The sequence below is a fragment of the Kitasatospora sp. NPDC058444 genome, assembly GCF_042721415.1.
Classification (GTDB): Bacteria; Actinomycetota; Actinomycetes; order Streptomycetales; family Streptomycetaceae; genus Kitasatospora.
The window spans coordinates 1-26,394 of sequence record NZ_JBHXLL010000058.1 but is presented as its reverse complement, the minus strand read 5'-3'; the positions used below and the strand labels follow the sequence as shown (position 1 = coordinate 26,394).

Annotated in this window: 20 protein-coding genes and 1 pseudogene; 9 read left to right on the top strand and 12 right to left on the bottom strand. The window is 74.0% G+C overall.

Annotation, left to right across the window (positions count from 1 at the left end; all coding sequences use genetic code 11):
• Window positions 1-145: 145 nt before the first annotated feature.
• Together ACFWP2_RS36010 and ACFWP2_RS36005 are read left to right on the top strand one after the other, a co-directional pair.
• Window positions 146-2,662: a right-handed parallel beta-helix repeat-containing protein gene (locus tag ACFWP2_RS36010; protein WP_380459638.1), complete on the top strand. Its 2,517-nt coding sequence runs from the start codon at window positions 146-148 to the stop codon at window positions 2,660-2,662.
• Window positions 2,663-2,721: 59 nt separating this feature from the next.
• On the top strand, window positions 2,722-3,063 hold the full coding sequence (locus tag ACFWP2_RS36005; RefSeq protein ID WP_380459636.1) for a DUF6191 domain-containing protein: 342 nt from the start codon (window positions 2,722-2,724) through the stop codon (window positions 3,061-3,063).
• 85 nt (window positions 3,064-3,148) lie between these two features.
• Here ACFWP2_RS36005 and ACFWP2_RS36000 read toward each other — a convergent pair whose 3' ends face one another.
• Window positions 3,149-4,315 (bottom strand): PLP-dependent cysteine synthase family protein, encoded by a 1,167-nt coding sequence (locus ACFWP2_RS36000; protein WP_380459634.1) that lies wholly within the window; start codon window positions 4,313-4,315, stop codon window positions 3,149-3,151.
• 104 nt (window positions 4,316-4,419) lie between these two features.
• Entirely contained in the window at window positions 4,420-5,700 is a 1,281-nt protein-coding gene (locus tag ACFWP2_RS35995) for an ROK family protein (RefSeq protein WP_380459632.1), read from the bottom strand.
• A gap of 17 nt (window positions 5,701-5,717) precedes the next feature.
• Here ACFWP2_RS35995 and ACFWP2_RS35990 point away from each other — a divergent pair, with 17 nt between their 5' ends.
• Both ACFWP2_RS35990 and ACFWP2_RS35985 read left to right on the top strand, forming a co-directional pair.
• Complete coding sequence (locus tag ACFWP2_RS35990) at window positions 5,718-7,007, top strand: MFS transporter (RefSeq protein WP_380459630.1); 1,290 nt, start codon at window positions 5,718-5,720, stop codon at window positions 7,005-7,007.
• 87 nt (window positions 7,008-7,094) lie between these two features.
• On the top strand, window positions 7,095-7,667 hold the full coding sequence (locus ACFWP2_RS35985) for a HutD family protein (protein ID WP_380459628.1): 573 nt from the start codon (window positions 7,095-7,097) through the stop codon (window positions 7,665-7,667).
• A gap of 118 nt (window positions 7,668-7,785) precedes the next feature.
• Here the strand turns inward: ACFWP2_RS35985 and ACFWP2_RS35980 are convergent, their stop codons facing one another.
• Window positions 7,786-8,655 (bottom strand): esterase/lipase family protein, encoded by an 870-nt coding sequence (locus ACFWP2_RS35980; RefSeq protein WP_380459681.1) that lies wholly within the window; start codon window positions 8,653-8,655, stop codon window positions 7,786-7,788.
• 290 nt (window positions 8,656-8,945) lie between these two features.
• Here ACFWP2_RS35980 and ACFWP2_RS35975 point away from each other — a divergent pair, with 290 nt between their 5' ends.
• Window positions 8,946-10,262, top strand: a complete 1,317-nt coding sequence (locus ACFWP2_RS35975; protein WP_380459626.1) for a PucR family transcriptional regulator — start codon at window positions 8,946-8,948, stop codon at window positions 10,260-10,262.
• A 94-nt stretch (window positions 10,263-10,356) separates the two neighbouring features.
• On the opposite strand, the gene ACFWP2_RS35970 is transcribed toward ACFWP2_RS35975, so the two are convergent.
• Window positions 10,357-11,112 (bottom strand): DapH/DapD/GlmU-related protein, encoded by a 756-nt coding sequence (locus ACFWP2_RS35970; RefSeq protein ID WP_380459624.1) that lies wholly within the window; start codon window positions 11,110-11,112, stop codon window positions 10,357-10,359.
• Window positions 11,113-11,218: 106 nt separating this feature from the next.
• On the opposite strand from ACFWP2_RS35970, the gene ACFWP2_RS35965 reads away from it, so the two are divergent.
• On the top strand, window positions 11,219-11,989 hold the full coding sequence (locus tag ACFWP2_RS35965; RefSeq protein WP_380459622.1) for a maleylpyruvate isomerase family mycothiol-dependent enzyme: 771 nt from the start codon (window positions 11,219-11,221) through the stop codon (window positions 11,987-11,989).
• Between the two features lie 169 nt (window positions 11,990-12,158).
• Here ACFWP2_RS35965 and ACFWP2_RS35960 read toward each other — a convergent pair whose 3' ends face one another.
• Window positions 12,159-12,932: an enoyl-CoA hydratase family protein gene (locus tag ACFWP2_RS35960; protein WP_380459620.1), complete on the bottom strand. Its 774-nt coding sequence runs from the start codon at window positions 12,930-12,932 to the stop codon at window positions 12,159-12,161.
• A gap of 422 nt (window positions 12,933-13,354) precedes the next feature.
• Between ACFWP2_RS35960 and ACFWP2_RS35955 the strand changes: the two genes are divergently transcribed.
• Entirely contained in the window at window positions 13,355-15,658 is a 2,304-nt protein-coding gene (locus ACFWP2_RS35955; RefSeq protein ID WP_380459618.1) for a glycosyl hydrolase family 18 protein, read from the top strand.
• Window positions 15,659-15,776: 118 nt separating this feature from the next.
• Here ACFWP2_RS35955 and ACFWP2_RS35950 read toward each other — a convergent pair whose 3' ends face one another.
• Window positions 15,777-16,949 (bottom strand): geranylgeranyl reductase family protein, encoded by a 1,173-nt coding sequence (locus tag ACFWP2_RS35950; protein ID WP_380459679.1) that lies wholly within the window; start codon window positions 16,947-16,949, stop codon window positions 15,777-15,779.
• Window positions 16,950-17,347: 398 nt separating this feature from the next.
• Here ACFWP2_RS35950 and ACFWP2_RS35945 point away from each other — a divergent pair, with 398 nt between their 5' ends.
• The gene (locus ACFWP2_RS35945) at window positions 17,348-18,712 is read left to right on the top strand and encodes a dipeptidase (RefSeq protein ID WP_380459616.1); all 1,365 of its coding nucleotides are present in this window, start codon (window positions 17,348-17,350) and stop codon (window positions 18,710-18,712) included.
• On the opposite strand, the gene ACFWP2_RS35940 is transcribed toward ACFWP2_RS35945, so the two are convergent.
• Complete coding sequence (locus ACFWP2_RS35940) at window positions 18,688-19,563, bottom strand: DUF4184 family protein (protein WP_380459614.1); 876 nt, start codon at window positions 19,561-19,563, stop codon at window positions 18,688-18,690. The genes ACFWP2_RS35945 and ACFWP2_RS35940 overlap by 25 nt on opposite strands.
• A gap of 209 nt (window positions 19,564-19,772) precedes the next feature.
• Entirely contained in the window at window positions 19,773-20,840 is a 1,068-nt protein-coding gene (locus ACFWP2_RS35935) for an NUDIX domain-containing protein (protein WP_380459612.1), read from the bottom strand.
• 478 nt (window positions 20,841-21,318) lie between these two features.
• Between ACFWP2_RS35935 and ACFWP2_RS35930 the strand changes: the two genes are divergently transcribed.
• Window positions 21,319-22,233, top strand: coding sequence for a PfkB family carbohydrate kinase (locus tag ACFWP2_RS35930; protein WP_380459610.1), 915 nt, complete (start codon window positions 21,319-21,321; stop codon window positions 22,231-22,233).
• Window positions 22,234-22,403: 170 nt separating this feature from the next.
• On the opposite strand, the gene ACFWP2_RS35925 is transcribed toward ACFWP2_RS35930, so the two are convergent.
• From ACFWP2_RS35925 to ACFWP2_RS35910, 4 genes and pseudogenes are all read right to left on the bottom strand, one after another.
• Window positions 22,404-23,273 carry a C40 family peptidase gene (locus ACFWP2_RS35925; protein ID WP_380459608.1) on the bottom strand — a complete coding sequence of 290 codons (870 nt, stop codon included), beginning with the start codon at window positions 23,271-23,273 and terminating at the stop codon, window positions 22,404-22,406.
• A 298-nt stretch (window positions 23,274-23,571) separates the two neighbouring features.
• The gene (locus ACFWP2_RS35920) at window positions 23,572-24,993 is read right to left on the bottom strand and encodes an acyl-CoA synthetase (protein WP_380459606.1); all 1,422 of its coding nucleotides are present in this window, start codon (window positions 24,991-24,993) and stop codon (window positions 23,572-23,574) included.
• 296 nt (window positions 24,994-25,289) lie between these two features.
• Window positions 25,290-26,252 (bottom strand): electron transfer flavoprotein subunit alpha/FixB family protein, encoded by a 963-nt coding sequence (locus ACFWP2_RS35915; protein ID WP_380459604.1) that lies wholly within the window; start codon window positions 26,250-26,252, stop codon window positions 25,290-25,292.
• 45 nt (window positions 26,253-26,297) lie between these two features.
• Window positions 26,298-26,394: pseudogene (locus tag ACFWP2_RS35910) on the bottom strand (electron transfer flavoprotein subunit beta); the annotation flags it as partial.

Genomic DNA, 26,394 nt, shown 5'->3' with positions numbered 1-26,394 from the left:
GGCGCTGAACGCTACCGGTGTCCGCGCGACCGCGGGCGGCCGGACCACCCACGTGGGCGCGCTACGGTGGGCGGGCGGCCCGCGCACCCCCGCGCGTTTCGGCCCGTTGATCGCCGGCTCGACGAAGGTGGGGACGAAGACCGTCATGGCTGAGCACAGGGTCCGGGTCACCCAGGACAGCGCATCCCGCTGGCGTCGCCGCGCGGGCGAGTACGACACGCTCGCGGAGGCCCTGGCCGCCGCCGAACCGGGCGACACCGTGACCGTCCGTCCGGGCACCTTCCGGGAGAACGTCGTCCTGGACAAGCCCGTGACGATCGTCCCGGCCCAGGGCCCGGGGACGGTCCGGATCGACCCGCCCTCCGGGGTGGCGCTCACCGTGACCGCCGCCGCGACCGTGCGCGACCTGGTGGTCGAGGGCGGCGACAGCTCCACCCCGGCCGTCCTGGTCACCGGGCCGGAGGCGCAGCCCGCCTTCAGCGGCTGCCGGATCGAGACCCGCTCGGCCACCGGGATCGAGGTCACCGGCGGCGCCCGGCCGACCCTGCGCGGCTGCATGGTCACCAACCCGGGCGGGCTCGGGCTGCGGCTGCGCGGCGCGGACACCGCCGCCGCCTTCGAGGACTGCGAGGTCGCCGCCGCCGGCCAGGCCGGACTGGCCGTCCTCGGCGGCGCCACAGCGGTCCTGGACCGCTGCCGTGTCCACCACGCCTCCGGCGCCGGGGTCCTGCTCTCCGACCCCGGCAGCGCGGCCGAGCTGACCGGCTGCGAGATCTACGAGATCCGCGGCAGCGGCGTGCAGGCCGAGGCGCAGGCCGGCGGGCGGCTGATCGACTGCGAGATCCACCGGGTCACCGGCAACGGTCTGACCCTGGACGGCGAGGCCGAGCTGGTGCTCACCGGCTGCCGCGTGCACGACCTGCCGGAGAACGGCGCCGACCTGCGCGGACGCGCCCGGCTGAGCCTCGCCAACAGCACCGTCCGGGACTTCGGGCGCGGGGCCCTGTCGGTCTGGGACCAGGGCACCGAGGCCGTCGCCGAGTCCTGCCAGATCCACGGCTCGACCGGCGAGTACCCGGCGCTGTGGGTCAGCGACGGCGCCCGGCTGACCCTCACCGACTGCTCGCTGCACGACCTGCCGGACGCCCTGTTCGTCCTCGACCGGGACTCCGCCGCCACCGCCGAGGGCTGCTCGTTCAGCCGGATCCGCAGTTCTGCGGTCTCGGTCAGCGGCGGGGCCACCGTCTCCCTGGCCTCCTGCCGGGTGCAGGAGGCGGGCACCGGGCTCTGGTTCCGCGACCACGGCAGCGGCGGACTGCTCACCGACTGCGAGATCTCCGACGTGGCCACCGGCGTGATCGTCACCAAGGGCGCCGACCCGGTGCTCCGCGACTGCACCGTACGGGCCAGCACGGACGCCGCGGTGTACGTCTCGGCGCAGGGGCGGGGCACCTTCGAGGACTGCCGGGTCTCCCAGGGCAAGGGCTTCGGCTTCCACATCATCGACGGCTGCCGGACCCAGCTCACCCGGTGCCGGGCGGAGCACAACCAACGGGCCGGGTTCGAGTTCTCCGAGCCTGGGCCGGTCACCGAGGGCTGCATCTCGGACGACGTCGCGGCCGCTCCGATGCCGGCCGCTCCCGCCGCCCCCGGTGGCGGGGCGGGGCTAGGACCGGGGCCCGGACTCGGGTCCGGGCCGGCGTCCGGGCGCGGCCCGGGGCTGGGGGCACCCTTCGGATCCCCCGACGTACCGGCGCCACGGGCGGCCCAACTGACGGCGGCAGCCGCGGTGTTGGCAGCGCCCGCGGCAACCGGCTCGGCGGCGATCGCACCGATCCCGGACTGCCGTCCGGCCGAGGAAGCGCTCGCCGAGCTGGACTCCCTGGTCGGACTGGCCACGGTGAAGCAGGAGGTGCGCACGCTGATCGACCTGATCTCGGTCGGCCGGCGCCGCCGCCAGGCCGGGCTCAAGGCGCCCTCGCTGCGCCGACACCTGGTCTTCACCGGGGCACCGGGCACCGGCAAGACCACCGTCGCCCGGCTCTACGGCGAGATCCTCGCCTCGCTCGGCGTGCTCCAGCGCGGGCACCTGGTCGAGGTGGCCCGGGTGGACCTGGTCGGCGAGCACATCGGCTCCACCGCGATCCGCACCGCGGCCGCCTTCGACCGGGCACGCGGCGGGGTGCTCTTCATCGACGAGGCGTACGCGCTCGCGCCCGAGGACGGGGCGCGCGACTTCGGGCGCGAGGCGATCGACACCCTGGTCAAGCTGATGGAGGACCACCGGGACGAGGTGGTCGTCATCGTGGCGGGCTACACCGCCGAGATGGAGCGCTTCCTCTCCGCCAACCCCGGTGTCTCGTCCCGTTTCTCACGCACCATCGGCTTCCCCGACTACACGGCGGACGAGCTCCTGGAGATCGCCCGGGCGCAGTGCGCCGAGCACGAGTACGCGCTCTCCGAGGAGACGGAGAAGGCACTGCTGGAACACTTCGGCGGGCTGGAGCGTGGGCCCAACTTCGGCAACGGGCGCACCGCGCGGCAGGTCTTCGAGACCATGGTCGAGCGGCACGCGGTGCGGATCGCCCACCTCGCGAACCCGTCCACGGAGGAACTCCAACTGCTCGTCCCGGCCGACCTGCCGTCGGCGCCGCTTCCGTAGCGGAAGGCATGGCACCGCGGCAGGGAACTCGTCGGCCGCGCCGGTCCGTTGAGGCGGACATGGGTGTGCTGCTGACGGGCGCGGCCGGCGGGTTGCTGCTGCCGGCCGGACTGATCGTGGTGTTCTTCCTCGGCGCGGTGGTACGCCGGCTGCGCGCCCGCCCGGCGGTGGAGCCGGGCGGCGGACGCGGCGCGGGGGCGACCGCGACGGAGGAGTTGCACGCGCTGCTCTACCCGAGCAAGCGGGTGCAGCTGGAGCAGCGGCGGGTCGAACTGGTGCTGCGGGACGACGAGCACGACGGCGCGCCGAAGCGTACGGGGATCGACCTCGCGGGCGGTCGGGCGGTGATCCGGCAGCGATCCGATGGCGATCCGGCGGCGAGGGCTGAGGGCGAGGGCTGAGGGCGAACAGATGACAGAGGACAGCTGACAGATGATGAAATCTGTCAGCTGTCCTCTGTCGGCCCCTGGCTGTGCGCCGCCGGGGTCAGCCCGCCCAGGCCCCGCCCGCGAGGAAGGACTCCAGCGCCGCCCGGTACGGCGCGATGTCGATCCGCTCGCCCGCCAGCCAGTCGTCGGAGTAGTACTTGTCCAGGTAGCGGTCCCCCGGGTCGCAGATCAGGCCGACCACGCTGCCCGTCCGTCCGGCTTCCCTCATCTCGGCGACGATCCGCAGCGCACTCCACAGGCCCGTCCCGGTCGAGGCCCCCGCCTTCTTGCCGAGCACCTGCTCCAGCACCCGTACGGCGGCGATCGACGCGGCGTCCGGCACCTTCATCATCCGGTCGATCGCCCCCGGGACGAAGCTCGGCTCCATCCGCGGCCGCCCGATCCCCTCGATCCGCGAGCCGCTCTCGCAGAGGGCGTCCGGATCGTGGTGCACCCAGCCGTCGAAGAAGCAGGAGTTCTCCGGGTCGGCGACGCAGATCCGGGTGTCGTACTGCATGTAGTGGACGTACCGGGCGATGGTCGCCGAGGTGCCGCCGGTGCCGGCGGTGGCCACGATCCAGGCCGGCTCGGGGTTCGGCTCCAGGCGCAGCTGGGCGAAGACCGACTCGGCGATGTTGTTGTTGCCGCGCCAGTCGGTGGCCCGCTCGGCATAGGTGAACTGGTCCATGTAGTGCCCGCCGGTCTCCTCGGCGAGCCGGGCGGAGGCCTCATACACCTCGTCCGAACGCTCGACCAGGTGACACTCGCCGCCGTGGAACTGGATCAGGTCGATCTTGGCCTGGCTGGTGCTCTTCGCCATCACGGCGATGAACGGCACCCCGACGAGCTGGGCGAAGTACGCCTCGGAGACGGCGGTGGAGCCGCTGGAGGCCTCGATCACCGGCTTTCCGGGCCGGATCCAGCCGTTGCAGAGCCCGTAGAGGAAGAGCGAGCGGGCCAGGCGGTGCTTGAGCGAGCCGGTGGGGTGGGTGGACTCGTCCTTGAGGTAGAGGTCGATCCCCCACTCCGCGGGCAGCGGGAACCGCAGCAGGTGGGTGTCGGCGGAGCGGTTGGCGTCCGCCTGGACCTTGCGCACCGCCTCCTTGAGCCAGGCGCGGTACTCCGGGTCGGAGCGGTCGACGTCGACGGTCGGCTCGATGCCGGGCCTGATCCCGCGCTTGATCCCGGGCTGGGTGCCAGGCTGAGTGCCGGACTGGATGCTCATCGTCGCTGTCTCCCTCGTGGTGACCCCCCACTGCTCACTACGAGTGTATGACGGTCACGATAAGTGACCGTTTTCGGCGACCCAGCTTCCGCTTATCCCTGCCGTCAGGGCAGGACCGGCACCGACTGCGGGTCCGCCAGGTACGGCCCCCAGCCCAGCTCGGCCGCGCCCGCCAGCGCGCCGTGCACCAGCTCCGCGCCGACGATCGGCACCCGGCCGCTGCGCCCCCACAGGCTGCGCTCGGCGACCACCGACCGCAGCCGGTCGGGCGCGGCCTCCAGCAGGTGGAGGTGCAGCCCGCTGAGGACCACCCGGTCGGGGTTGAGGATGTTGGCGACGCCCGCCAGGCCGAGCCCGAGCCGGTCGATGACGTGTTCCACCGCCGCCCTCGCACGGTCGTCCGTCGCGGCCGCCTGGCACAGCTCGCGCGCCTGGTCGAGCAGCGGGCGCCCCGGCTCCGGGGTGAGTCCGGCGGCGGCGAACAGCGCGTCGGGGTCGGTCTCGGAGTTGAGGCAGCCCCGGTTGCCGCACATGCACGGCCGGCCCTGCGGGTCGACGGTGAGGTGGCCGACCTCCAGGGCGAGGCCGGCGCTGCCGGTGTGCAGGTGGCCGTCGATGACCAGCGCGCCACCGACACCACGGTGGCCGGACGTGACGAAGAGCAGATGGCGGGCGCCTCGGCCGGCACCGTGCCGGTACTCGGCGAGCGCGGCCAGGTTGGCGTCGTTGGCGATCGCGGTGGGCAGCGGACGCATCGCCCTGGGACCGTGGTCGGCGCGCCCCACCTCGACGTCGTACAGGTCGGCGACCGGGGTGCCGCTGGGCCAGGCGAAGTGCAGCGCGGCGAGAGCGGTGCCGTCCGGCTCGGTGACCGGGTTGGGCAGTGCGAGGGCGGCGCCCAGACAGCGGCGGTCGGTCGCGCGGGCGAGCTCGGCGCCGGCCACGGCGACGGCGCGCAGCATCCGGACCGGGTCGGTGGCGGCGGGCAACGGCAGGTGGACGGGCGGGTCCAGCAGTCCGCCGAGGCCGGCCAGGGTGACGCTCAGTCCGTCGGCGTGGATCTGCCCGGCGACCACGACCGGGCCCTGCGGGTCGATCGCGAGCCGGTGCGAGGGGCGGCCGCGGCCCCCGCCGGCCGGGCGCGAGTCGACGGTGATCAGTCCGAGCGCCTCGAGCTCGGCGGTGACCGCGCCGGCGGTGGCCCGGGTGACGTCCAGGGCTCGGGTGAGCGCCGAGCGGGTCGGCGCCTGGCCGGTATGGATCAGGGAGAGCGCAGGGCCCAGCAGCGTCCGACCCCGGTCGGGCGCCGCGCGGCGGTGACTGTCGCGCTGTGCGTCGGAGTCGGTCCCGGTGCCGGGCCTCGGGCTTGATGGTGAGAGCTGCACGCCCCTATTGTGACTTTGTGTCGCTTCGAAACAAAATCGGTTCACTCACGCGCCCGAACCATCATCCCTCCTCCCAGTCTCGCAGCACACCCCCGGCGACCGACAGCCCCTGGGATCCCGCCCGTGTCGCCCTCACCGCCTTCTTCGCCATCGACGGCTTCCTCTTCGCCGCCTGGGTCGTCCGCATCCCGGACGTCCGACGGCAGGTCGACGCCTCGCACAGCACCCTCGGGCTCGCCCTGCTCTGCCTGTCCATCGGTGCCGTCCTCACCATGCCGATGATCGGCCGGCTCTGCCTGCGGTACGGCTCGCGCCCGGTCACCGTCGGCTCCCTCGCCCTGCTCAGCCTCGCCGTGCCGCTGCCCGCCCACGCCCACTCGGTCACCGCACTCGGCGGAGTACTGCTGCTGTTCGGCGCGGGGTACGGCGGGGCCAACGTCGCGATGAACAGCGCCGCCGTCGACCTGGTCGCGCAGCTGCGGCGGCCCGTGATGCCCAGCTTCCACGCCGGGTACAGCTTCGGCGGACTGGCCGGCACCGGGGTCAGCGGACTGCTCGCCGGGCCGCTGAGCACCGGGTGGGCACTCGCGCTCAGCGCCGCGCTCGGCATGGCCGTCACCGTGGGCGCGGGCATCGTCCTGCTGCGCAGCCCGGCGGTGACACCGGTGACGCCGAGCCGTGCGGACCGGGACCGCACGCGCCGGACCGCAGAGCCGTCCGGCACCGCGACGGCGGACACCGGCTCGGCCCGTACCCGCACCCGGCTGCTCGTCCTGCTGCTCGGCCTCACCGCGCTCTGCACCGCGTACGGCGAGGGCGCGGTCGCGGACTGGACCACGCTCCACCTCACCGACGACGTCCAGGCGAGTTCCGTGGTGGCCGCCACCGGCTACGGCGCCTACGCGTTCGCGATGGCCGGCGGGCGTGTCGGCGGTACCTGGCTGTCCATCAGGCTCGGCCAGAACCGGCTGATGCTGCTCGGCGGGCTGACGGCGGCGGTCGGCATGCTGATCGCCGCCCTGGCGCCGGTGGTGCCGGTCGCGATCTGCGGGTTCGTCCTGGTCGGCCTCGGCCTGGCCAACCTCTTCCCGCTCGCCATCGCCCGGGCCGGCGAGGCCGGCGGGCCGCAGGGCGTCGCGTTCGCCTCCTCGCTCGGCTACGGAGGGATGCTGATCGGCCCGGTGGTGATCGGCTTCCTCGCCGACGCGGCCGGACTGCCGCTGGCCCTCACCACCGTCGCGGTCGCGGCCACGGTGGCGGCGCTCCTGCCGCTGTCGGTCGGGCGGCGAGCGGCGGACGGCAGGTGACAGCCGACGGACAACGGATGACAGATGACAGCTGATGAAATCTGTCAGCTGTCAGCTGTCATCCGCCATGTGACAGGATGCGGGGCCATGACGAGCAGCGAACGCTTCCAGGTACTGCGGGCGAGCGAGCGCCCGGCGACGGCGTGGCTCAACGGCGGCGGGGTGACCAGGGAGGTCGCCGGGTTCCCCGCCGGAGCCGGGCTGGACGCCTTCGACTGGCGGGTCAGCCTCGCGGACGTCGCCTCGGCCGGGCCGTTCTCCGCGTTTCCCGGCATCGACCGGGTGATCACCCTGGTCGAGGGCCCCGGCATGGCACTCACCGTCGACGGCACCGAGCGCCTGGTGGACGAGCCGTTCCGGCCGTTCGCCTTTTCCGGCGACGCCACCACCGACTGCCGGCTACTGGCCGGCCCGGTGGTGGACTTCAACGTGATGACGCGCCGCGGGCGGGTCGAGGCCGCGGTGGACCTGGCCGTCACGACCACCGCGGTCGACGTCCCGGCCGGAAGCACCGGTCTCCTGGTCTGCCTCGCCGGCGCGGCCTCCGTCGACGGCGTCGAACTCGCCCGCTACGACGCCGCGCTACTCCCCACCTCGGGCACGTACGAGCTGCACCCGGAGGGCACCACCGCCGTCGTCACCTTCAGCCCCACCCGCTGACCGCGGGCGAGGCGGACCGGCCGACAGGCCCACGCACCCGTACACCGGCGCGAGACGGCGCTTCCGCCTCCCGTCGCGACAGGAGGCGGAAGCGCCGTCACCGGTCCGCCCGGCGGACTCAGCCGCAGAACACCGGCGTGGCGTGCGCCGGGTCCAGGGCGTTGGTCACCAGGTGCAGCGCCGTCGGGGAGAACGCGATCCCGACGTGCTCCACCAGTGAGACCGGGCAGTGCTCCTGCACCACCTGGTTGTCGACACCCGAGCCGCTCAGGAACTGGGTCCGCCAGGGGGTGACGACCTCGTCGAGGACCGTCGAGACCACGGTGTAGCTCACACCCGGCACGGTGTCCGGCCGGGAGGCCATCTGCTTGTTGAAGTCGGAGCCCACCGCCTGGTCCCGGCAGGCCTGGCAGACCGTGTAGATCAGGTCCGCGACGCCCGGGAAGTACGGCACCAGGTTGGTGATCCCGCTGAGTGTCGTGCCGTGGTTGGACGGCGCCAGCCCGACGAGCCTGCCGACCTTGGACGCGCCGCCGAGGAACTTGAGGTAGTAGTTCGGCATCATGCCGCCCTGGGAGTGCCCGACGATGTCGACCTTGGCGGCACCGGTCGCGTTCCGCACCAGGTCCACGAACCGGGCGAGTTGGGCCGCCGATTCCGGAACCGGCCCGAGGCCGCCGATCGGCAGCAGCAGGCCGCTGCCGCTGGAGGTGATGCCGGGGATGGTCCCGTAGTCGAGGGCGAAGACGCAGTACCCGAGGCTCTTCAGCAGCGGGGAGAGCGCCAGCCAGTTCTCGTAGCGGTTGGCGAAGGTGCCGTGCACCAGGACGACCGGGGCGGGGTGCGCGGCGCTCGGCCGGCAGGTCCAGTCGTTGGCGCCGGGCGGCGAGGCCACCGTGTCACCGTCGGGCGGCAGTTCGGCGGTCCCGGCAGCCGCTCCGTCAGCCCCGGCGGATCCGGCGGATCCGGCGGATCCGGCAGACCCGATGAACCCGGCAGGCGCGGCGGACCCGGCCCCGACGGCCACCGACGGGGCCGCGGCGGCGCTCGCCGGCGCGCCCGTCGCACCGACCAGCAGCGCCCCCGCCAGCAGCAGTGCACCCAGGGCGCCACCGGCCCTGCCGCGCACGGGAGTTGCGGACAAGCGGAGAAGTGGGGTTCTCAACTGTTGCCTCCACAGCGGAAGTTTGTTACCAACAGGTAACCCGAGGGCTCCATCATGCGGTCGCCCCTCCGGCCCGGCCCTTGGGCGTTCCCCAGACCTGGACGGTGTTCTCTGTGACCGGTCACAACGCACCCCACTGCACGTCCCCGAACACCTCCGACCGGCCGCCGGACTGGCGCGTCCCGGTGATCGGCGGGCTCCCGGCCGACCAGCGACTGCTCGGCGGTGCACGGGAGCTGGCCGAGACCGTGGTCGCCGCCCTGGTGGAGCGGGTGGCGGCCTACCGCCGGATGCCCCGCGAGCAAATCACCGGCGAGCTGACCCGGGACACCGAGCGTCGCATCCGCGCCCTCGCCCACACCGTGCGGACCGGCATCCCCGCCCCCGCCGAGGAGTTCACCGCCGTCCGGGAGGCCGCCACCCGGCGCGCCGAGGAAGGCCTGCCGCTCGACGCCGTACTGCTCGCCCACCACCTCGGCCTGGAGGTCTGCTGGGAGTTCGCCACCCGGCACGCCCGGGACGGCGACGCCGCCGACCTGCTCGTCCTCAACCGGCTGCTGCTCGACCAGCTCCGCCAGGCCGCCACCGCCACCGGGGCGGGCTATCTCGACGGCCGGCGTCCGACCGCCGACCGGCGCGGCGCGGCCCGGCACTCCCTGCTCGGCGCACTCCTCGCCGGCACCCCCGCCGACGAGGCCGCCGGTCGCGCCGGGCTCCGGCTGCCCACCGGGTACGCCGTGCTCTGCCTGTCCATCGCCGACCATCCCGACGAGCGCTCCCCCGATGTCGAGCCGGGCATCGCCGCCCGACGCAAGCTCCGCCGGTTCGAGGCCGAACTCGACCACCGCACCCGGCAGTCGGCGCTCACCGCGCTCACCCCCACGGGTGGCCTGGTACTCATCCCGTTCGGGCCGTCATCCGGTCCGAGCCAGGACGACGGCACCGACGAGGCGCCCTGGCCGCTGCTCGCCACCACCCTCGCCGCAGCGGCCCGGGCGGCCGGCGCACCCGTCCTGGCCGGAGCCGCCTCGGCCGCCCCCGCCGAGGTGCCCGGAGCCGCCGCCCTCGCCTGCGAAGTCCTGGACGTGGCACGGGCGTTCGAACGCCTTCCGGGGCTGCACCGGCTGGACGACGTCCTCCTGGAGTACCAGCTCACCCGGCCCAGCCAGGCCCGCCCCCGGCTCGCCGCACTGCTCGAACCGCTCGCCGACAGCGGGGAGTTGCTCATCACCCTGCGCACCCACCTGGCCGGAGGCCTGAACCGCCGGCACACCGCGAGCGCCCTGCACCTGCACCCGAACACCGTCGACTACCGGCTTCGCCGGATCGCCGCGCTGACCGGTCTGGATCCGACGCGCCCCGCCGACATCCCGCGGATCACCGCCGCCATCGCCGCCCGGACCGCCGAACAGTCTTCCCTCGCGGGGTAGTTCAGGCCGTCCGCCGCCTCACGGCGCCGCGCCCGCGGGCGACACCGACGCCAGTACCCGACGGACAACACCAGCCCCGCCCCCGCGCACGACGTCAGCCCTGCTCCCCCGGCAGCCGCAGGTCCCAACCGACCAGGGCGCGCAGCTGCTCCGCGGTCACGCCGTCCGGCACCGGCTGGGGAGCGTCGTGGCGCAGCGGCGGCTGCCAGCCCTCGGCCTCGGTCCAGCGGCGCACCACCTTGGCCGGCGCCCCGGCGATCACGCTGTGGTCGGGCACCTCGCCGCGCACCACGGCCCCCGCCGCGACCACCACGTTGCGGCCGATCCGCGCCCCCGGAAGGATCACCGAACCGGTGCCGATCCAGCTGCCCGCGCCGATCTCCACCGGTTCGTTGCGCGGCCACTGCTTGCCGATCGGCAGCTCGGTGTCCCGGTACTCGTGCGCCTGGTCGCTGATGTACACGCCCGGCCCGGTCCACACGTCGTCTCCGATGACGATCGACTGGTGACCGACGATGTGGCTGTCCCGGCCGATCACGCAGCCGCCGCCGATCCGCACGATCGGCTCCGGCCCGAGGTCGAGCCCGGGCAGGAACCCGGCGCTGATGGTGACCCGCTCGCCGATGATCGAGAACGGCCCGATGGTGATCCACTGCTCGTTGAACACCGCCCCGAGCGGGAAGCTGAGCGTCGTGCCGTCCCCCAGCTCGCCGAACCGGTACGGGCCGGGGTTGCGGTTGGTGACCGCGCCGGTCCGCTGCACCCAGCGCCAGCCCCGGTGAACGAGGCGTCCGGCGGCACGGCGGCCACCGGTCCGGACGGCTGAGACGAGGGAACGGGTTATCGGCATGCGCTCACGTTACCGGCCCGTAGCGTCCGCCCGTTCGCCGGGAGGCGACTCGAAGAACCGTCCGAAATCCGCGAGTGCCGGCCGACCGCGGTGGAAGACTCCGTCCATGGAAATCACCGAGCACATCGACGCGCTGCGCCGCGAAGGCGCCCGGCTCGCCGAGGCCGCAGCCCGTACCGAGCTGTCCGCCCCGGTGCCGACCTGCCCGGAGTGGCAGCTGGCGGACCTGCTGCGGCACCTCGGCTACGTCCACCGCTGGGCCGCCACCATTCTCTCCCGGGGCCTGCGGGCGCCGCTGGACGAGGCGGACGCGCAGGCCGCCATCGGGCCGATGCCCTCGGACGCCGCGCTGCTCGACTGGTACCGCGAGAGCCACGCCACCGTGGTGGACGTGCTCACCTCGGCGCCCGCCGACGTCGAGTGCTGGAGCGTCCTGCCCTCGCCCACCCCGCTGGCGTCCTGGGCCCGGCGCCAGGCGCACGAGACCGCCATCCACCGCTATGACGCCGACGCGGCCGCCGGGGTGCCCGGCCCGGTCGTGGACACCGCCCTCGCCGTGGACGGCATCGACGAACTGGTGTGCGGCTTCATGACCCGCAGCCGCTCCGCGCTGCGCAGCGACCGGCCGCGAACCCTCCAGGTCCGAACCACCGACGCGGCCGGCTCCTGGCGGCTGACGATCACCCAGGAGCCGCCGACCGTCACGACCGGCGAGAGCTCCGAACCGGCCGACCTGACCCTCACCGGCCCCGCCCGCGAGCTCTACCTGCTGCTGTGGAACCGGCTGTCCGCCGAACAGGCCGGGGAGACCAAGGCGATCGGCGACCAGGACCTGCTCGACCTCTGGAAGGACGCGGCGGCCATCCGCTGGTCGTGACGCCGCCGCACGCGAAGGCCCATACCAGGTGCGGACACCGGTGACCGTGACGCGTGCGAACGTCCATGCCGCGCGCGGACACCTGTCACCGTGACACGTGCGAACATCCGTGACGCCCGGGGGCGGCGCCGCCCCCGGGCGAGCGGGCGCGGCGCCGGGCGCCCTGCCGTCAGCGCACCCAGCGCGCGGGCCGCTTCTCCAGGAACGACCGCATCCCCTCCTGCGCCTCGTCCGAGCCGAAGAGCCGCGCCGACAGCTCCACCAGCTCGTCCGCGTCCCGCTCGAAGGAGCGCACCACCTCGGCGTTGGCCAGCCGCTTCGACTCCGCCAGGCCCTGCGGGGAGCCCAGGCGCAGCGCGTCCAGCACGCCCTTCAGGACCACCGCGGTGGACTCCGCGGAGTCGGTGGCGGTGGTGATCAGCCCGATCCGGGCGGCCTCGGCGGAGTCGAAGACCTCGCCAGTGAGGTAGTAGCGGGAGGCGGCGCGCGGGTCCAGCTTCGGGCGCAGCGGCAGTGAGATGACGGCGGGCGCGAGGCCAAGCCGCACCTCGGTGAAGGCGAAGGTGGAGGCCGGTCCGGCGATGGCGAGGTCCGCCGCGCCGACCAGGCCCATGCCACCGGCCCGGACGTGCCCGTCGATCACGGCGATCACCGGCTTCGCGCAGTCCACGATCGCCCGCTGGAGCTCGACCAGACCGCGCGGGCCGACCGTCGGGTCCGCGCCGGTCGCCTCGGAGAGGTCGGCGCCCGCGCAGAACACCTTGCCGGCGTGCCCGAGCACCACCGCGCGGACGTCCGGGTCGGCCGCGGCGGAGGCCAGCCCGGCGTGCAGCTCGGCCATCAGCCGGGTGGAGAGCGCGTTGCGGTTGTGCGGCGAGTCGAGGGTGAGCGTGGTGACGGCGTCGGCGGTGGTGACGTGGACGAGGGGCGCTGCGCTGGTCATCGGCGGGGCCTGCCTTCCGGCTGAGGGTGGGTCGGACTGCGGGTGCGGTCCGGGAGGTGCCCGGACGACGCCCGGACGACTCTGGCACGCCCACCCGCCCCTCGGCCAGAGCCGACTGCCCACCGGCCGGACACAACGGACAAGGGCAACAGGCAACGGGCAACGGATGACAGATGACAGATGACAGATGTTGAAATCTGTCATCTGTCATCTGTCATCCGTTCGCCCAACTCCGCCCACCCACCTCGGTCCGACTCCCGGCACCCCCGCCAACTCCCAAGTGGTACAGACCTGTTGACGCATTGGTCCAGTCCTCCTACAGTTCCCATGCCTCGCCTCCCCACGGCGCAGGCATCGATCGCACACGGATCAATCAAGGTTCTACATCACCCTGTTCAACCCCCACAGCCACAGGGAGAACCATGTCCGCTCGATCCCGGGCCGGGCGCCCGCGCGTGCGCAGCAGACTGCTGGCACTGCTCTCCGTCCTGCTCCTGCCCCTCGCCGCGCTCACCGCGCTGGCCGCCCCGGCGAACGCCGCCGGGAAGCTCACCGCCACCTTCACCACCGCCGACAACGGCTCCTGGTGGCAGGGCACCTACATCGTCCACAACGACAACGCGACCGCGGTGAGCGGCTGGACCCTGGAGTTCGACCTCCCGACCGGCGTCACCATCGGCAACAGCTACAACGGCACCGCGACCGTGAACGGCCGGCACGTCACCGCCACGGCCGCGTTCTACAACTCCACCGTCAACGCCCACAGCACCACCGAGCCGTACAGCTTCTGGTTCGTCGGCAACGGACCGGTCTCCACCCCGCTCAACTGCCGCATCAACGGCGACAAGTGCGACGGCACCGCGGACGTCCCGCCGACCGCACCGGGGGCCCCGACGGTCACCGAGTCCACCGCGCACACGCTCGCGCTGAGCTGGCCGGCCGCCACCGGCGGGGACTTCCCGGTCGCCTCCTACGACGTGCTGAGCGGCAGCACCGTGCTCGCCTCCAGCGCGTCCAACAGCGTCCTGGTCACCGGTCTCACCCCGGCCACCTCGTACACCCTGACCGTCCGGGCCAAGGACAGCCGCGGCAACACCGGCCCGCTCAGCGCGTCCGTCACCGCCTCCACCTTCGACCCGTCGACCGACACCTCGCCGCCCACCGCACCGGCCGGCCTCCGGGCAACAGCGGTCAGTTCGACAGATGTGAAGCTCGCCTGGAACGCCGCCACCGACAACGTCCGGGTCGCCGCGTACGACGTCTACCAGGGCAGCACCCTGGCGGCCACGGTCACCGGCAGCACGCTCGGTGCGACCGTCGGCAGCCTCTCGCCGTCCACCACCTACACGTTCACCGTGAAGGCCCGGGACGCCGCCGACAACGCCTCACTCGCGTCCGCCCCGCTCACCGTGACCACCTCGGACCTGGTCGGCGCGGGGAAGTACGCCCGGGTCGGCTACTTCGTCCAGTGGGGCATCTACGGCCGCCAGTACTTCGTCAAGAACCTGGACACCTCGGGCGCCGCCGCCAAGCTCGACGTCATCAACTACGCCTTCGAGAACATCGATCCGGTCAACCTGACCTGCATGGCGGGCGTCACCAAGGGCACCAGCGGCAACCCCCAGGACCCGGACCAGGGCACCGGCGCGGGTGACGCGGACGCGGACTACGGCCGGGCGATGAGCGCCGCCCAGTCGGTGGACGGCGTGGCCGACGACGGCTGGGGCAAACTCCGCGGCAACTTCAACCAGTTGAAGAAGCTCAAGGCCAAGTACCCGAACCTGAAGGTGGTCGTCTCGCTCGGCGGTTGGACGTACTCCAAGTACTTCTCCGACGCCGCCGCCACCGACGCGTCCCGGAAGAAGTTCGTCAAGTCCTGCGTCGACACCTGGATCAAGGGCAACCTGCCGGTCTACAACGGCGCCGGCGGCGACGGAGTGGCCGCCGGCATCTTCGACGGCATCGACCTCGACTGGGAGTGGCCCGGCTCCGGCGACGGCCACCCGGGCAACCACTGGAGCCCCAACGACAAGGACAACCTGACCCTGCTGCTGGCCGAATTCCGCAAGCAGCTGGACGCGTTGGGCGGCTCGCACAAGCTGCTCACCGCCTTCACGCCCGCCGACCCGGCGAAGGTCGCCGCCGGCTGGGACCTCTCGAAGATCTTCGGCTCGCTGGACATCGCCAACGTCCAGGGCTACGACTTCCACGGCTCGGGCAGCGACAACTCCTGGGAGCCGAACCGCACCGGCCACGCCTCCAACCTCTACCAGGACCCGAACGACCCGTACACCACCCACTTCAGCGTGGACACGGCCGTCCAGACGTACCTGACCGCCGGGGTCAACCCGCGCAAGCTGACCATCGGCTTCCCGTTCTACGGGCGCGGCTGGCAGAGCGTCACGGACGGCGGCGCGAACGGCGCCTGGCAGTCCGCGAACGGCGCCGCACCGGGCCAGTTCACCGACGAGGCCGGTACCCGCGGCTACCAGAACCTGATCAGCAGTCTCTCGGGCCTCAAGGTCTATCACGACCCCAAGTCCGTTGCGACGTACGGCTACACGGGCGCCGGCGGCCAGTGGTGGAGCTTCGACGACGCCTGGTCGATCTCGCAGAAGACCGCCTACCTCAAGTCCAAGAACCTGCTCGGCGGCATGATCTGGGAGATGTCCGGCGACACCCCGACCGGCACCCTGATGTCCGCACTGGACACCGGGCTCAAGTAGTCCGTCCGCACCGCGCTGGACACCGGGCTCAAGTAGTTCGCCCGCACCACGCAGGAAACAGGGCCGGTGCCCCTCCCCGCACCGGGGAGGAGCACCGGCCCCGCGTCACGCCTACCGCCTACCGCAAGGCCATCGCCGTCAGCCGCCGCGCGGCCCGGTACTGCCGCAGCACCTGGGAGAAGGTGGTGTGCCCCTGGGTGGTCCGGGCGAAGGCCCGCCAGGCCGCCGGCACCAGGCAGACCGCCGCGTGGAACAGGTACGGCCGCCGCTCGAAGGCGCCCAGCAGCTGCTTGCCCGCGCGCATCTCCACGCCCAGCCCGGCCTTGACCGCGAACGCGTAGTTCAGCGCCTCGCGCCGCACCGCCGCCGCGTCACCCGACTCGGCGATCTTCACCGCCCACTCGCCGGCCAGCCGGCCCGAGCGCAGCGCGTACGAGATGCCCTCGCGGGTCCACGGCTCCAGCAGTCCGGCCGCGTCCCCGGCGACCAGCACCCGACCGCGGGAGAGCGGCGAGTCCTCGGCCCTGCAGCGGGTCAGGTGCCCGGACTCGACCCGGGGGGTGAACCCGGACAGGCCCAGCCGACGGATGTAGTCGGCGAGGTACTGCTTGGTCCGCTCGCCGTCACCGCGTGCCGAGATGACACCGACGGTCAGGCTGCTGGTCTCGGTCTTCGGGAACACCCAGCCGTAACTGCCGGGCAGCGGGCCCCAGTCGAGGTGGATCCGGCCCGCCCAGTCGGCGGCGACCTGCGCCGGCACCGGGATCTCCGCCTCCAGGCCGAGGTCGATCTGGTCGAAGGTCACGCCGACGTGCCGGCCGATCCGGCTGGCGCTGCCGTCCGCGCCGACCACCGCGCGGGCCTCGAAGGTGCGCCCGTCGGCGGCCGTCACCAGCGCCGTCCGGTGGTCGCCGCCGCGCTGCTCGACACCGGTGACGGTCACTCCGGTGACCAGCACCGCCCCGGCCTGCTTGGCCGCCTGCACCAGGCGCAGGTCGAACTCGTCGCGGTTGACCAGGCCGAACAGCATCGGCTTGGAGCGCCGGGTGCGGGTGTACTTCCCGTCGTAGGCGAAGGTGACGGCGTGCACCCGGTCCTGGAGCGGCAGCCGGAAGTCCGGCGGCAGGCTGTCCCGGGAGGGGCCGATGATGCCGCCGCCGCAGGTCTTGTACCGGGGGTGTTCGGCCTTGTCGAGCAGCAGCACCCGACGGCCCTGGACCGCGGCGGCGTGCGCGGCCGAGGAGCCCGCCGGTCCGGCGCCGACCACCACGACGTCCCAGACGCCGTCCAGCGGCGCTGCCGCCTCGTCGGTCGGACCGTCCTCGGCCGGGCTGTCGAGCGGGCTGCGGGAATCGGAGCTTCCGGAGTCAGTCACGTCGAGCAATCCTATGCGTCCGGCCTCGCCGGTCGAGCGCGCCGCCCCCGCACCGGCGCCACCCGGTCGCCCGGGGGACCGGCAGACGTCCAGCGGGCCGAAGGAGTCCGGGGATCCGGGGCCCCGGAGAAGGCCGGGGGCCAGGGGATCCGGGGCCCCGAGGAAGGCCGGGGGGCCCGCGGGTCCAGCGATCCGAAGGGTCCCGCACCGAACCCTCGGAACTCCCCGCTCCGCTCCGCCTATGATCGGCACTACCGCAAAACCGCCGCCTCCGCCCGCTCCACCCCAGGGCGGACCGTCTCCTCGGAGCCCCGATGTCACAGCCCCTGGCCGACGCCGTCCGGTCCCTGATGGACCGTGCCCGCACCGACCTCGCCGAACTGGTCGCCTTCCCTTCGGTCGCCGACCCGCGCCAGTTCCCGGTCGAGGAGTGCGAGAAGGCCGCGCGCTGGGTCGCCGACGCCTTCGCCGCCGAGGGCCTGACCAACATCCGGTTGCTGGACACCCCGGACGGCACCCAGTCCGTCTACGGCGAGCTGCCCGGCCCCGAGGGCGCGCCGACCGTCCTGCTCTACTCGCACTACGACGTCCAGCCCCCGCTGGACGAGGACGGCTGGCTCAGCCCCGCCTTCGAGCTGACCGAGCGCGACGGCCGCTGGTACGGGCGCGGCGCCGCCGACTGCAAGGGCAACATCCTGATGCACCTGACCGCCCTGCGGGCGCTGCGTCAGGTCCACGGCGACGCCTACCCGGTCGGCCTGAAGATCATCGTCGAGGGCTCCGAGGAGCAGGGCACCGGCGGCCTGGAGCGCTACGCCGAGGCCCACCCCGAGCTGCTCACCGCCGACGCCATCATCATCGGCGACACCGGCAACTTCGCCCCCGGGCTGCCCACCGTGACCGCCTCGCTGCGCGGCATGACGGTCGTCGAGGCCACGGTCACCACGCTGGCCGGCAACCTGCACTCCGGCGCTTTCGGCGGCGCCGCCCCGGACGCCCTCCAGTCCCTGGTCCGGATGCTGGCCTCGCTGCACGACGAGAACGGCGACGTCGCGGTGGCCGGCCTGACCACCGACCAGTCCTGGACCGGCGTGCAGTACTCGGAGGAGCAGTTCCGCGCCGACGCCAAGGTGCTCGACGGCGTCGCCCTGACCGGCACCGGCACCATCGCGGACCGCCTCTGGGCCCGCCCGGCCGTCACCGTCCTCGGCATCGACGCCCCGCCGGTGATCGGCGCCACCTCCTCCGTCCAGGCCACCGCCAAGGCCCTGATCAGCCTGCGCGTCGCGCCGGGCTCGGACCCGCACGCCGCCCAGGACGCGCTGGTCGCCCACCTGGAGGCGCAGGTCCCGCTCGGCGCCCGGCTCACCGTCGAGCGCCAGGGCAACGGCTCGCCGTTCCGCGCCGACACCAGCGGCCCGGCGTACGAGGCGATGGGCGAGGCGATGGCCGAGGCCTTCGGCACCGCGATGGTCGCCTCCGGCGAGGGCGGCTCGATCCCGCTCTGCAACACGCTGCGCTCGCTCTACCCGCAGGCCGAGATCGTGCTGATCGGCGTCGAGGAGCCGACCACCCAGATCCACGCGGTCAACGAGAGCGTCGACCCGCAGGAGCTGGAGCGGATGGCCCTCACCGAGGCGCTGTTCCTCCGCCGCTACGCCGAACTGCGCTCCGTCTGACGGACGTTCGGGGCGAGGTCCCGAGGGGCCTCGCCCGCGGCGTCGGGCCGTCCGCCGCGCAACCGGCGGGCGGCCGCCAGCACCACCGCGTAACCGACCGCGCCCACCGCGAGCCCGGCCCCCGCGCCGAAGCAGACCTCCGGCACCAGGTTCCGCCGCAGGGGGCTGAGCCGGTGCACCACCCCGGCGGCCGTCGCCGCGCCCAGCAGCGCGACGGCCGCCCGCCGGACCCGGGGCGCGAGCCGCACGGCCGGCCGCACCGGCTCCGCGGCCCGCACCGCACGCACCGCCCAGCCGCCCAGCGCGGCCAGGGCGAGCGCCGAACTGCCGTACTGCAGCGCCTCGTACAGCGGGACGCCGGCCACCGGCCGGTCCAGTGCGGGCAACAGCCGCGTCCCCAGCCGGTCCCCGTGGGTGAACGCGTCCCAGCCGACGTGGGTGGCCGCGCCGAGCGCCGCCGAAGCCGCGAACCACGCCGCGCCACCGACAGCGCCGCCGGCCACTCCTCCGACCGCGCCGATGCCCCTGGTGTCCCCGGCCCGCCGGGCGGTCAGCGCCTCGGCGCCGGCCGCCCAGCGCTCGGGCAGCAGCGCCACCATCGGCCCGCGCAGCAGCCCGTGCCAGCCGGCCACCAGCGCGCCGGCGATCGCCACGTCCAGCGTCGGCACCGCCCACCAGCGGTGCGTCAGCCCGCCGTGGCCGTACACCCCGGGCAGCAGGGACTCGGCGAAGAACGGCACGTCCGGCGCCATCGACCCGGCGACCAGCGCCGAGGCCACCAAGGGCCCGCGCGCGCCGGCGGCGCGCAGCAGGGGCAGGACGGCGGCGGGATGGCTCAGCGTGAACGGCATACCCCCATCCTCCCGCCCACGACCGGGGCACGACGCGCCGGGAGACACACCGCAGGCGCCCCAGACCGCCCGGGAAAGCCTGGACCACCGACCGTGCCCCGTCCCGGCCGACCGCCACGCCTCGTCCGCCCGGGCCGGCCGTTCCCCGCCCACACGGCCCTACCCCGCCTGCCAGCCTGCCCGTCTGCCCCGCTTACCCCGCTGCCCGCCTACGCCGCGTCCGCCGTGCTCGCCAATCCGACGGCCACCCGGCTCCCCGCCTCCAGGTACCGCAGCTCGCCGCTCCGCCGCGCGTCCAGCGCGGCCTCCAGCCGCCGGTAGCGCCCCGGGGGGAGCAGCTCGCCGGCCTCGTCCAGGGTGACGAAGCGCCAGCTGCGCAACTCCTCCTGCTGGAGCAGCAGGTTCTGCCGGCCCTCCGCGTCCAGCAGACCGCCGTCGTACATCAGCCGCAGGCCGCCGCGGCGCGGGCCGGTGCGCGGCTCCCAGTCGACGGCGAGCAGGCGCAGGGTGGACGGGTCCGGGCGCAGGCCCAGCTCCTCGGCGGTCTCGCGCAGCGCGGCGTCGGTGGGGGCCTCGCCACGCTCGACCACACCGCCGGGGAAGTCCCAGTCGGGCTTGTAGACCGGGTCGACCAGCAGCACGCGGTCCTGCTCGTCGAAGAACAGCACGGCGGAGGCCACGGTGTCCCCGGTCGGGTCCGGGCTCTGGACGATCGGGCAGCGGGCGGCGCCGACCCGGACCAGCTCGGCGATCCGGTGCGCGGTCTCCCGGGGGGAGAGCTCGCTGGTGTCGATCATGCGGGCGTCCCCGACCAGCCAGCGGCGGGCGGCGCGGTAGCGGGGCAGGTGTTCGAGGCACCAGGCGCGGACCCGCTCGCTGCCCTCCGGATCGCCCGGACACTCGTCGCGATGGGCTATGCGGTCGCGCAGGATCGTTTCTTCAGGGTCCAGGACGAAGTGGTGCACCGTGATCCCGTGCGAGGCCAGGTCACCGAAGATCTCGTCCCGGTAGTCCTCTCTGAGCAGGGTCATCGGGACCACCAGCGGGCCCCCGACCTCACCGAGCAGCGCCGCCGCCGTCTCGGGGACGAGCCGACGCCAGGCCGCCAGGTCCTGGAAGTCGGACACCGTCGCCAGCCGGTCGGCCGGAAGCATCCGGCGCAGGCCGAACCCGACCAGCTCGGGATCGAAGAGCACGCTCCCGGGCAGCAGTTCCACCAGCTCGCGGCAGGCGCTCGTCTTGCCCGCCCCGAATGTGCCATTGACCCAGACGATCACAACGTCCCCTGCCCTCGACTTCCCCCGATGCCGTTCGCACCGGGCAGCGCCCCCGTCGGTCGAACCAGCGCCACCCGTGGTGGTACCCGCGTCACGCCGCTCCCCATGCCTCTCCCGTGCGCCCGCCGCCACGCCCCGGACTGCCCCGTGACAGGGGCATGTGCCCAGGTCAGACAGGTGCGGAAGGAAATATGCAGACCGGTCTACATCAAAGTTGCACCCCTTCACCACGGCTGGGGCACAGGACGCCCGATGGGTCGACCTGCCGCGCACGCCCCGCGCGTACGCTCCGCACGCCCCCACCCGTACGCTCCAGCACCCCGCGCGCACGCCCCGTGCACGCCCCGCCCTCGCTCCGCGCCACGCCGCCCTGCCCTCGTCCCGTCCTCGCCCTTCCCTCGCCTTTCCCTCGCCCCGCATCCGCCCGTCACTGCCCGCCTCCTTGCGCTGCCCGTACCCCGCCGCGTACAGAGGAACGATGAAACTGCTTCCCGCCGGCCGGGTCGTCGTCATCGGCTCGGTCAACACCGACCGCATCCTCCGCTGCCCCGTGCTCCCCTCCCCCGGTGAGACGGTCCTCGCCACCGGCGCCACCCAAGGCTTCGGCGGCAAGGGGGCCAACCAGGCGGTGGCCGCGGCCCGGCTGGGAGCGGCGACGCACCTGGTCGCCAAGGTCGGGCGGGACGCCGAGGGCGAGGCGGCGCGCGCCGATCTGCACGGCGCGCAGGTCGAGACGGGCGCCGTGCTCACCCACCCGGACGCGCCCACCGGTCAGGCGATCGTCATGGTCGACCCGGCCGGCGAGAACAGCATCGTCGTCGTGCCCGGCGCCAACGCCCACCTCACCCCGGAGGAGGTCACCGCCGCGCTCACCCGCCTGCGCCTGCTGCCCGTCGACGTGGTCCTGACCAGCAACGAGGTCCCCGCGGCGTGCATCCGAGCGACCGCCGCCGCCCTCCCCGCCGCGGGCCCCTCAGGCGGCACCCGCTGGCTGCACAACACCGCCCCGGCCGGAGTCCTGCCGGAAGCCGGCCCCTCCGGACGCCTCCCGCTGGTGGTCGCGAACGCCGTCGAGGCCCGCCAGCTCACCGGCACCACCGACGTCACCGAGGCCGCCCGGGTACTGGCCGAACGCGCCGAGGGCGCGGTGGTCACCCTCGGCGGCGAGGGTGCGCTGGTCGCCGTGGACGGAACGTCCACCCGACTGCCCGCCCCCGCCGTCCGGGTGGTCGACACGACCGGTGCCGGCGACGTCTTCTGCGGCGCCCTCGCCGCCGCACTCGCCCGCGGTGCCGCGCTGCCCGAAGCGGCCGCCACCGCCGTCGCCGCCGGGGCCTTCGCCGTCACCGGTCTCGGGGCCCGCGGCGCCCTGCCCCGCCCGGCCGACCTCTGACACCGCGTCGCGAAGCACACGAAGCCCCGCCCACGCAGCGCCCACCGCGACGCACGCGAGCACCCGCCCACGCAGCACCCGTCGGAAAGCGCCCGGGGCCCCGCCCGCACAGCCCCCGTCGGGGGCACCGGTCAGCCCCGGTGCCCCCGACGGGCGGAGATCCGACCCCGCTACGGGCGCCCCATGAACGCCGGGTAGTAGCCGCTGCTGATCCCCGAGATCCGGACGTTGGTCCCGGGCCGCGCGGCCTCGACGTACCGGTTGTCGCCCAGGTAGATCGCCACGTGCTGGATTCCCCGGGCGGTTCCGTCCGGTGCCCAGAACAGCAGGTCACCGCGGCGCAGCTGGCTCGCCCCGATCGGCGTGGACGCCGCGTACTGGTCGTTGGCCACGCGCGGCAGGTCGATCCCGCCGCGTCGGAAGGACTGCTGCACCAGGCCCGAGCAGTCGTAGCCGTCCGGCCCGTTGCCGGCCCGGCGGAACGGTACGCCCAGCTGGGCGAGGGCGAACTGCACGGCGGTCTCGACGTTCCGGTCCTCCGCGACCGAGTCGTCGGAGTAGCCCGAGCCCGCGGAATCCGACGAGGAGCCGCCGCCGGTGCGGTCCAGGTAGATGTCGTAGTGCGAGGTCCAACGCCACTCGCCCTTGCTGTTGCGGAACCAGTAGCGCGAGCCGTCCCAGCCCTGCCTGATCCCGCCGGAGGACTTGCTCGTGGCCTTGGCGGCGGACGGCGAGCCGCCCCCGGTGCGGGCCACGTACACGCTGTAGTGCGACGTCCAGCGCCACTGCCCCTGACTGTTCTTGAACCAGTACCGGGAGCCGTCCCACCCGGCGTGCGCCGGGGCGGGCTCGGCGGCCGCGGGGCTGACGCCGGTGCCGAGGCCGATCACGCCCGCACCGGTCGCGATCACGGCCACCATGGCTATCCCCCGACGGAGCCGCGCGGAGCGGGACGGACGGGAGGTGCGGACGGTGGCAGCGTGCTGCTGCCCGGTCGGTTCGCCGGCGGCCTCCGGCGCGCCGGTGTTGACGGTGGTCATCGTGCTGACTTCCTTCACTGCTGCGGGTCGCTGCGGACTGCAGCGGATTGCTGTGACCGGCCAGGACTGGCCGTGCTTGCCGGCAGGGTCCCCGTCCGGCACGCCGCGGCTTCCGGTCCTGCGACCGGGAGCCGCGGCGTGTCGCCCAGGGATTCGGTTCTGCCTGCGTGTCACGTTAGGCACGCGTCCGCTCACTGCGCGCAGTGGAGTGCGCCAATGGAAGGGTCACCGGTGGTGAGCACCGACGGCGCATCAGGGTGAACGGCCGTCATCGGAGGGGGCGTCCGCCGCCCCCTCGTCAGCGGCCGCCGGCCTCCGCCAGCAGCTGCTTCTTCAGCACCTTTCCCAGCGCGTTCCTGGGCAGTTCGGGCACCAGGACGACCCGGCGCGGCCGCTTGTGCACCGAGAGCCGCTCCGCCACGAACGCCGTCAGCTGGTCCCCCGTCACGGTGCCGTCCGGGATGACGTACGCGACGATCGCCTGTCCGAGGTCCTCGTCCGGCACGCCGACCACCGCCGCGTCGGCGACCGCCGGGTGGTCGCGCAGTGCGGCCTCCACCTCGCCCGCGCCGATCCGGTAGCCGCCGCTCTTGATCAGGTCCACCGAGGCGCGGCCGACGATCCGGTGGAAGCCGTCCGCGCCGATCACCGCGACGTCGCCGGTGCGGAACCAGCCGTCCGCCGTCCACGCCTCGGCGTCCGCGTCCGGCCGGTTGAGGTAGCCGCTGAACAGCGTCGGGCCGCAGACCTGGAGTTCGCCGACGCTCTCCCCGTCGCTGGGCACCGGCGCGCCGTCCTCGCCGACCAGCCGGGTGCGGACCCCGTCCACCGGCAGCCCGACGCTGCCGGGGCGCCGCTCGCCGTCCGCCCGGGTGCTGACGGTGATCAGCGACTCGGTCATCCCGTACCGCTCGATCGGGGCGTGCCCGGTGAGCGCCGCCAGCTTCTCGAACACCGGGACGGGCAGCGGCGCGCTGCCGGAGACCAGCAGCCGGGCCGTGGCGAGCCGGGCCGCCGCCTCCGGGTCCGCCGCCACCCGGGACCAGACGGTGGGCACGCCGAAGTACAGGCTGCCGCCGGCCGCCGCGTACCCCGCCGGGGTGGGCCGCCCGGTGTGCACCAGGCCGCTGCCGGTGCGCAGGGCGCCGAGCACGCCGAGCAACAGCCCGTGCACGTGGAACAGCGGCAGGCCGTGCACGAGGGTGTCCTCGGCGGTCCACTGCCAGGCGGCGGCGAGGGCGTCCAGGTCCGCGGCGATCGCCTCGCGCCGGATCACCACGCCCTTGGGCGCGCCGGTGGTGCCCGAGGTGTAGAGCACGAAGCCGGTCGACGCGGCGTCCGGCTCGGCGTGGGTGGTAGCGGAGCGCTGCGCGGGGTCGACCGGCAGCCCCGCCACCGAGGTGTCCTGCGGGAGCGTCTCCCCGACGGCGTGCGCGAGCAGCGCCGCCCCCGAGTCCCGCAGGATGTGCTCGCGCTCCTTGGGCCCCGAGTCGGGCGGCAGCGGCACCACCGGGACGCCCGCCAGCAGGCCGCCGACCACGGCGGTGACGGTCTCGACGGTGGGCCGGGCGAGCACCGCGAGCGCCGGGGCGCCGGCCACCCGGTCGGCGACGGCGGTCGCCGCGCCCAGCAGGTCCTCCCGGGAGAGCGCCCGACCGTCGATCCGCAGTGCCTCCGCCGCGTCGCCGAAACCGCCCTGAAGTGCCGTCAGCAGTGCCATGCCACCGTCCTCGCCTCGTCCCACGCCACCGCGCCGCGCCCGTGCGCCGCGCGCTCGATTCCGCGCGTCCGCCTCCGCGTCACGCGCCGGCGCCGACTCTACGGGCCGCCACCGCGCCCACCGTGCTCCGGGGACGACCGGGCGGGGCCGCCGGGCCGGCGCCGGGGAGGACGGCGGACGAGGAGAACGGCTCCGACGGCGACGGCGGACGGCAGGCAACGGCGGACGGCAGGCAACGACGGAGGGCGTGGCACCGAGTACCACTCGGCGCCACGCCCTCCACTGTCGTTCGGGGATCAGGCCTTGCGGGCCTTCACCTCGGCGGTGAGCTGCGGCAGCACCTGGAAGAGGTCGCCGACGACGCCGTAGTCGGCGAGCTCGAAAATCGGGGCCTCGGGGTCCTTGTTGACGGCCACGATGGTCTTCGAGGTCTGCATGCCGGCCCGGTGCTGGATCGCGCCGGAGATGCCCGCCGCGATGTACAGCTGCGGGGAGACCTGCTTGCCGGTCTGGCCGACCTGGCTGCTGTGCGGGTACCAGCCGGCGTCCACGGCGGCGCGCGAGGCACCGACGGCGGCGCCCAGCGCGTCCGCGAGCTCCTCGACCACGCCGAAGCCCTCGGCGGCACCGACGCCGCGGCCGCCGGAGACCACGATGGCGGCCTCGGTCAGCTCCGGGCGGCCGGAGGACACGCGCGGGGTGCGCGAGGTGACCTTGGCGGCGTTGCCGGTGAACTCCACGGCGACGTTCTCCACCGCGCCGGCGGCCGGGGCGGCCTCCGGGGCGACGGCGTTCGGCTTGACGGTGATGACCGGCGCGCCCTTGGTGACCTTCGACTTCACCTGGAAGGACGCGGCGAACACCGACTGGGTGGCGACCGGGCCGCCGTCACCGGCCTCCAGGTCGACGGCGTCGGTGATGATGCCGGAGCCGATCCGCAGCGCGACGCGGGCGGCGACCTCCTTGCCCTCACCGGAGGACGTCACCAGGACGGCGGCGACGTCGTTGGCCTTGGCGATCTGGGCCAGGGCGTCCACCTTGGGGACGACCAGCTGGTCGGCGAACTCGGCGCCGTCGGCGACGTACACCTTCGCGGCGCCGTACTCGCCGGCCTTCGCCGCGATGTCGGCCGCGGCCGCACCGGCGCCGAGGACGACGGCGGACGGCTCGCCGATGCGGCGGGCCAGGGTCAGCAGCTCCAGGGCCGGCTTGCGGACCACACCGTCGGCGTGGTCCACCAGAACCAGGATCTCAGCCATGATTCGTTGCTCCTGATCGATCGTTGGATGCGCGAACGGGTGGGACTAGATGAACTTCTGGTCGGCGAGGAAGCCGGCGAGCGCCTTGCCGCCCTCGCCCTCGTCCTTGACGACCGTGCCCGCGGTACGCGCCGGACGCGCC